Genomic DNA, 6,441 nt, shown 5'->3' with positions numbered 1-6,441 from the left:
GTTTCGCCCGCGCGCGAGAATGCTAAGGTCGCGCCAGACACTCCGCAAAGGAGGCACATTCGAGGGGAGCCCATCATGCCGGAAACGCCTGAGCAGACGCCTGCGCTAACAGACGGGAAGGCCTATTGGAAAGCCACGATACGGCTAACCGTGAGCCTGCTCGCCATCTGGTTCATCGTCTCCTATGGAGCGGGCATATTGTTCCGAGATTTCCTCGACCAGTTTTCGATCGGCGGCGCGCCGCTCGGCTTCTGGTTCGCCCAGCAGGGCGCAATCTATGTCTTCGTCGCGCTCATCTTCTATTATTGCCGGGCCATGGCGAAGCTCGAACGCAAATACCGCGTGAGGGGCTAGGGTCCGTGCTCGATTATTTTGTCGTGGAGGCAATTAGATGATCAAGGCTTGCGAGGAAAGCTGCGCAGGACGGACCGACGTCCGTTCAAGCAGCTTGACGCAGCAGGCCGCAGGTCAGCTAATTGAGGCGTCCCGACATCACCACGCCGTGCCACGGTCTTTTGCCCGCTGGCCGCGTTGCCACCGCTCGAAAGGCCTCGGCCTTCCTTCCCGTCGGCGCCTTGCCAGCAACCAAAACTCCGCCGCCCGCCGCGGCAAAATAATTGAGTACGGACCCTAACTATGGATTTCTGGACGCTCTTTTTCGTTAGCACCACTTTCGCACTCTATATCGGCATCGCCATCTGGGCGCGCGCCGGCTCGACCGATGATTTCTATGTCGCCGGCCATGACGTGCACCCGACCGTCAATGGCATGGCCACGGCGGCCGACTGGATGTCGGCGGCGAGCTTTCTCTCCATGGCTGGCCTCATCGCCTTTCTCGGCTATGGCGGCTCTGTCTATCTGATGGGCTGGACGGGCGGCTATGTGCTGCTGGCGTTGCTGCTCGCGCCATACCTGCGCGAGTTTGGCAAATTCACCGTGCCGGACTTTGTCGGCGACAGATATTATTCGACCACAGCCCGCGTCATCGCCGTGGTCTGCGCCCTGTTTGTGTCTTTCACCTACATTGCTGGCCAGATGAAAGGCGTCGGCGTCGCCTTCTCCGGCTTCCTCGGCGTACCTTTCGAATGGGGCATCATTATCGGCATGGTGATCGTCTTCTTCTATGCCGTGCTCGGCGGGATGAAGGGCGTGACCTATACGCAGGTCGCCCAGTATTGCGTGCTGATCTTCGCTTACACAGTGCCGGCGATCTTCATGTCGATCATCATCACCGGCAATCCGGTCCCGCAGCTCGGCTTTATCGGCGAGGCGCAGGGCGAGGGCATTTCGATGCTCGCCAAGCTCAACCAGGTCGTCACCGATCTCGGCTTTATCGAATACACCCAGACCAACAAGTCGATGATTGACGTGTTTTGCATTACAGCCGCCCTGATGTTCGGCACGGCCGGCCTGCCGCATGTCATCATCCGCTTCTTCACGGTCAAAAGCGCCGGCGCGGCGCGCGTGTCAGCCGGCTGGGCGCTGGTCTTCATCGCGCTCCTCTACACCACCGCCCCGGCCGTCGGCGCCTTCGCGCGGATCAACTTCATCGATACCGTGAATGAGGCGACATACATCGCCGATGATGAGGATTATGAGGCCCGCGCCGCCGAGATTACGGCAGACGGCGGCAAGCCGGTCCCCACCTGGTACAAGGACTGGGAGTCCACCGGCCTGCTCGATTATCAGGACAAAAATGGCGACGGCGTGATGCAGTATCGCGGCCCGAATGCGCCAGACGGCCTCGCCAATGAAGTCTCGCCAAACAATGACATCTTCGTCCTCGCCAATCCGCAGATCGCGAACCTGCCCGGCTGGGTGATCGGACTTGTCGTGGCGGGCGGGCTTGCCGCGGCCCTCTCGACGGCGGCTGGCCTTCTCATGGTCATCTCGTCAGCGGTCAGCCATGACCTCTGCCGGCGAACCCTGTTCAATTCCATGGATGACAAGACGGAGCTTCGGGTCGCCCGTTTCGCCGCCGCCGGCGCTGTGTTCGCCGCAGGCCTGCTCGGCATCTATTCCAACAGTCTGGGCTTCGTTGCGCAGGTCGTGGCCTTCGCCTTCGGGCTCGCGGCTGCCTCGCTCTTCCCGGTCATCTTCCTCGGCATTTTCTGGAAGCGGATGAACAAGGAAGGCGCGATCGCCGCCATGGTGACCGGCCTGACGACCACATTCGGCTATAACTACTGGTTCAAATTCGTCGACACCGACCCGGCCCACTGGCTCTTCGGCGTCTCGCCTGAAGGGATCGGTTTTGTCTTCATGTGGCTCGCGGCGGCTGTGGGCATCGGCGTCGCGCTCGCGACGAAGGCCCCGCCGGAAGATATCCAGGACCTCGTCGAGGACATCCGCGTGCCCGGCACCCGCACCGCCCATGGCGCGGGCGATGCGGATATGGCGCCCCTGCCGGGCGAATAGAAGCGTCTAGGCAGGGTCCGGCTTGCCAGCGCGGTCAAAGGCTTCAAAGGCCAGCATGCCGGCGGCCATCGCCGCAAGGAAGCCGATGGCTTCGGCCCCGCCAATACTGAGCGCCGTGATGGCGGGCCCCGGGCAGAGGCCGACAAGGCCCCAGCCAATCCCGAAGAGAACCGCGCCAATGGCAAGCCGCGTATCCACCTTCCTGTTGCCAGGCACCTGGAAGTTGTCCGCAAAGACAGGCGTCTTGCGCGTCCAGGCCAGCCGGTAGCCAATCGCGGTGACGACCAGCGCGCCGCCCATAACAAAGGCGAGCGAGGGGTCCCAATTGCCGAAAACGTCAAGAAAGGCGATCACTTTGGCCGGGTTCACCATTTGCGAGATGACGAGGCCAAGCCCGAAGATCAGGCCGGCGATGAGGGCTGTGATATTGCGTCCCATGAGATCAGCCTCCGATCAGCGGTTTGAGCAGCGCAACGGTCGCCATGCCGGCGCCCATGAAGAGCGCAACCGACGCCATTGAGCGCGGCGACAGGCGCGACAGGCCGCAGACGCCATGGCCGCTCGTACAGCCTGAGCCGAGCCGTGTGCCGAAGCCGACCAGAAGCCCGCCAGCAATGATCAGCGGCCATCCAGCCTCAAGCTCGAAAGCAGGCTGCGCTCCTGTAGCAGCCACATAAACCAGCGGCGCAGCAATCAGGCCAAGCACGAACAGCACGCGCCAGATCTTGTCGCTTGCCTCGCTGAACACGGTGCCGGAAAAGACGCCGCTGATCCCGGCGATCCGTCCATTCATCAGCATGAGCAGCACGGCAGAGAGCCCGATCAGGCCCCCGCCGATCGTCGCGCTGAGGGGTGTAAAGTTTTCCATGTCAGGGTCTTCCCTTTCCAACACTTTACACTTATGTAAAATGTAAAGTGAGAAACGGCAAGGGTGATTTGCCCAAAAGGAGCAGACCTGATGATGATTAAGGACAGCCGCCAAATGGAGCCGCTCGCCCGCGAGGCGACCGCCCTGCTCAAATCGCTCGCCCATCCTGACAGGCTGATGATCTGCTGCCAGCTGCGCGCCGGGGAGATGAGTGTCGGCACGCTTGAAACACTTCTTGATATTCCCCAGCCGCGTCTCTCGCGTGAACTCGCAAAGCTGCGCGACGAGAAGATCCTCGCCGCCCGCCGCGAGGGGAAAATCGTCCACTATTCCCTGATCGACGACCGCGCCCACGCCCTCGTCGACGCCATCTGCCACGTCATGCTGGGCCCTGACGCTGATCATGCCGTTCGCATCCAGACACAAGCCAACAAGGAGGCTGCAAAATGACCCGGCCAAATGTCCAGGAATTCTTCGACGAAGCCACCAACACCTACAGCTACGTCGTCTGGGACCCGACCAATAATGTCGCTGCGGTGATCGACTCCCTGCTCGATTTCGACCAGGCCTCAGGCCGCACGACAACAGACTCCGCCGACAAGCTGATCGCTTTCGTCAAGGAGAAAGGCCTTACCGTCGATTGGATCATCGACACCCATGTCCATGCCGACCATCTCACCGCCGCGCCCTATGTCAAAAGCCAGCTCGGCGGGCGCACCGGCATTGGCGAGCATATCTCCACCGTCCAGAAAGTCTTCGCGAAGATCTTCAATGAGGACCAGCGCTTCCACACCGACGGCAGCCAGTTCGACCATCTGTTTAAGGATGGCGAGACCTACATGGTCGGCACGATCGATGCTGTCGCCATCCATACGCCGGGCCATACGCCGGCCTGTATGAGCCAACTCATCGGGGATGCGGTCTTCGTTGGCGACACCATCTTCGCGCCGGACTTCGGCACCGCCCGTTGCGACTTCCCGGGCGGCGATGCGGCGACGCTCTACGACTCCATCCAGCGCCTCTTTGAGCTGCCAGGCGACACCCGCGTCTTCCTCTGCCATGACTACAAGGCGCCGGGCCGCGACACCTACATGTTCAAGACGACGATCGCCGATGAAAAGGCCGACAATATCCATGTCGGCGGCGGCGCTTCGAAGGAAGATTTCGTCAAAATGCGCACCGAACGGGACGCAACCCTGGAGATGCCCAAGCTGATCCTGCCATCGGTGCAGATCAATATGCGCGCCGGCAATCTGCCGGAGCCTGAAAACAATGGTCAGCGCTATATGAAGCTGCCGATCAATGCCCTGTAAGGCAGACACGCACTGAGAGGCGCAAGCATGGATTTCCGGGCTTCGAGATATTTCCCCATCCTGGAATGGGGCCGCGCCTATAAGCGCGAGACGCTGGTCAATGATCTGATCGCCGCGGTGATCGTCACGATCATGCTGATCCCGCAATCGCTCGCCTATGCAATGCTGGCCGGCCTGCCACCCGTGATCGGGCTTTATGCCTCCATCCTGCCCCTCTTTGCCTATGCCATCTTCGGCACCAGCCGGACGCTGGCGGTCGGCCCGGTCGCCATCCTGTCGCTTATGACAGCCGCGGCCGCTGGCAAGATCGCCGCGCAGGGTTCGCCTGAATACATTCAGGCGGCAGTGATCCTGGCTTTGCTTTCGGGCGCCATATTGCTCGTGCTTGGCCTGCTCAGAATGGGCTTTCTCGCCAACTTTCTGAGCCATCCTGTCGTCTCCGGCTTCATTACTGCCTCGGGCATCATCATTGCCGCCTCGCAGCTCAAGCATATTCTCGGTGTCGATGCGGGCGGGCACAATCTGTTCGAGATCGGCCTGTCGATTGGCGAGACGATCGGCGAGACAAATATCCCGACGCTGATCATCGGGGCGGCCTCGCTCATCTTCCTGTTCGGCGCGCGCAAATATCTCAAACCCGCCCTCAAGGGCATCGGCCTGCCGGAGAAGACCGCCGCCATAATCACGCGCACCGGCCCCGTCTTTGCCGTGATGGCGAGCATCCTGGCTGTCGGCATCTTCCAGCTTCAGGAGGATGGCGTGAGGATCCTCCGCGATGTGCCGCGCGAGCTGCCCGGTATCGGTGTTCCAGCCTTCGACCGTAAGATCTGGACGCAGCTGCTCGGTTCTGCCGCCCTGATCGCACTGATCGGCTTCGTCGAATCGGTCTCCGTCGCCCAGACGCTCGCCGCCAAGCGCCGCCAGCGCATCAGCCCGAACCAGGAACTGATCGGCCTTGGCGCCTCAAGCCTCGCCGCAGGCATCTCATCCGGCTATCCGGTCACAGGCGGGCTTGCCCGTTCAGCCGTCAATTTTGACGCGGGCGCAGAGACCCCCGCCGCAGGGGCGTTCACGGCCGTCGGCATCGCCCTCGCGACGCTCTTTCTGACGCCCTATCTCTATTACCTGCCGCAGGCGGTGCTCGCCGCCACCATCATCGTCGCCGTGCTCTCGCTGGTGGACCTGAAGACCATCAGCCAGGTCTGGGGGTACTCAAAGTCAGACTTCGCCGCCATGGCCGCGACCATCCTCGTCACGCTCCTCTCCGGCGTCGAGCTTGGCGTGACCACCGGCGTCGCCCTGTCGCTCTTCCTGCACCTCTACAATACGAGCCGGCCGCACTTCGCGCTTGTTGGCCAGGTGCCCGGCACGCATCATTTCCGCAATGTGAACCGCCACAGTGTCGTGATCTCCGACACCGCGCTGATCATCCGCATCGATGAGAGCCTCTATTTCGCCAATGCGCGTTTCCTCGAAGACACCGTCTATTGTGTCATCAGCAACCGGCCGGACCTCACACACCTCGTCCTGATGTGCCCGGCCGTGAACCGGATCGATGCGAGCGGGCTGGAAAGCCTCGAAGCGATCAATCACCGCCTGAAGGATGCAGGCGTCACACTCCACCTGTCAGAGATCAAAGGCCCCGTCATGGACCGGCTGAAACGCTCCCATTTCCTCGAAGAGCTCACCGGCCAGGTCTATCTCAACACCTATGACGCGATGGAAGATCTCGACCTCGACTGCGTCCAGCGCGCCTTCTCGAAAGACGCCCAGACCACGACACCGGATGCGATCCCCTGCCCCTCGCTGGCGCTCGCAGGGCTGGAACGCGTCTAGCTACTC

7 protein-coding genes are annotated in these 6,441 nt (G+C 61.7%); 5 read left to right on the top strand and 2 right to left on the bottom strand.

What is annotated here, in order from left to right:
* The first annotated feature begins 75 nt into the window (after positions 1-75).
* Both WA989_RS03710 and WA989_RS03705 read left to right on the top strand, forming a co-directional pair.
* On the top strand, positions 76-354 hold the full coding sequence (locus WA989_RS03710; RefSeq protein WP_424339171.1) for a DUF4212 domain-containing protein: 279 nt from the start codon (positions 76-78) through the stop codon (positions 352-354).
* A gap of 282 nt (positions 355-636) precedes the next feature.
* Positions 637-2,418, top strand: a complete 1,782-nt coding sequence (locus WA989_RS03705; protein WP_424339170.1) for a sodium:solute symporter family protein — start codon at positions 637-639, stop codon at positions 2,416-2,418.
* Positions 2,419-2,424: 6 nt separating this feature from the next.
* Here WA989_RS03705 and WA989_RS03700 read toward each other — a convergent pair whose 3' ends face one another.
* Positions 2,425-2,856: a DUF6691 family protein gene (locus WA989_RS03700; RefSeq protein WP_424339169.1), complete on the bottom strand. Its 432-nt coding sequence runs from the start codon at positions 2,854-2,856 to the stop codon at positions 2,425-2,427.
* Between the two features lie 4 nt (positions 2,857-2,860).
* Positions 2,861-3,286 carry a YeeE/YedE family protein gene (locus tag WA989_RS03695; RefSeq protein ID WP_424339168.1) on the bottom strand — a complete coding sequence of 142 codons (426 nt, stop codon included), beginning with the start codon at positions 3,284-3,286 and terminating at the stop codon, positions 2,861-2,863.
* 90 nt (positions 3,287-3,376) lie between these two features.
* Here WA989_RS03695 and WA989_RS03690 point away from each other — a divergent pair, with 90 nt between their 5' ends.
* The 3 genes from WA989_RS03690 to WA989_RS03680 are packed head-to-tail and all read left to right on the top strand — an operon-like array spanning position 3,377 to position 6,435.
* Entirely contained in the window at positions 3,377-3,736 is a 360-nt protein-coding gene (locus WA989_RS03690; RefSeq protein ID WP_424339167.1) for a metalloregulator ArsR/SmtB family transcription factor, read from the top strand.
* Entirely contained in the window at positions 3,733-4,599 is an 867-nt protein-coding gene (locus WA989_RS03685; protein WP_424339166.1) for an MBL fold metallo-hydrolase, read from the top strand. Before WA989_RS03690 ends, WA989_RS03685 begins: the two co-directional genes overlap by 4 nt.
* Before the next feature lie 27 nt (positions 4,600-4,626).
* Complete coding sequence (locus WA989_RS03680) at positions 4,627-6,435, top strand: SulP family inorganic anion transporter (protein ID WP_424339165.1); 1,809 nt, start codon at positions 4,627-4,629, stop codon at positions 6,433-6,435.
* Positions 6,436-6,441 lie beyond the last annotated feature (6 nt).

Origin of the sequence: Henriciella sp., assembly GCF_049649345.1 — a bacterium.
Lineage (GTDB): Bacteria > Pseudomonadota > Alphaproteobacteria > Caulobacterales > Hyphomonadaceae > Henriciella.
Note: the sequence above shows the minus strand (reverse complement) of the source record. Positions and strands in the feature narration are given on the sequence as shown.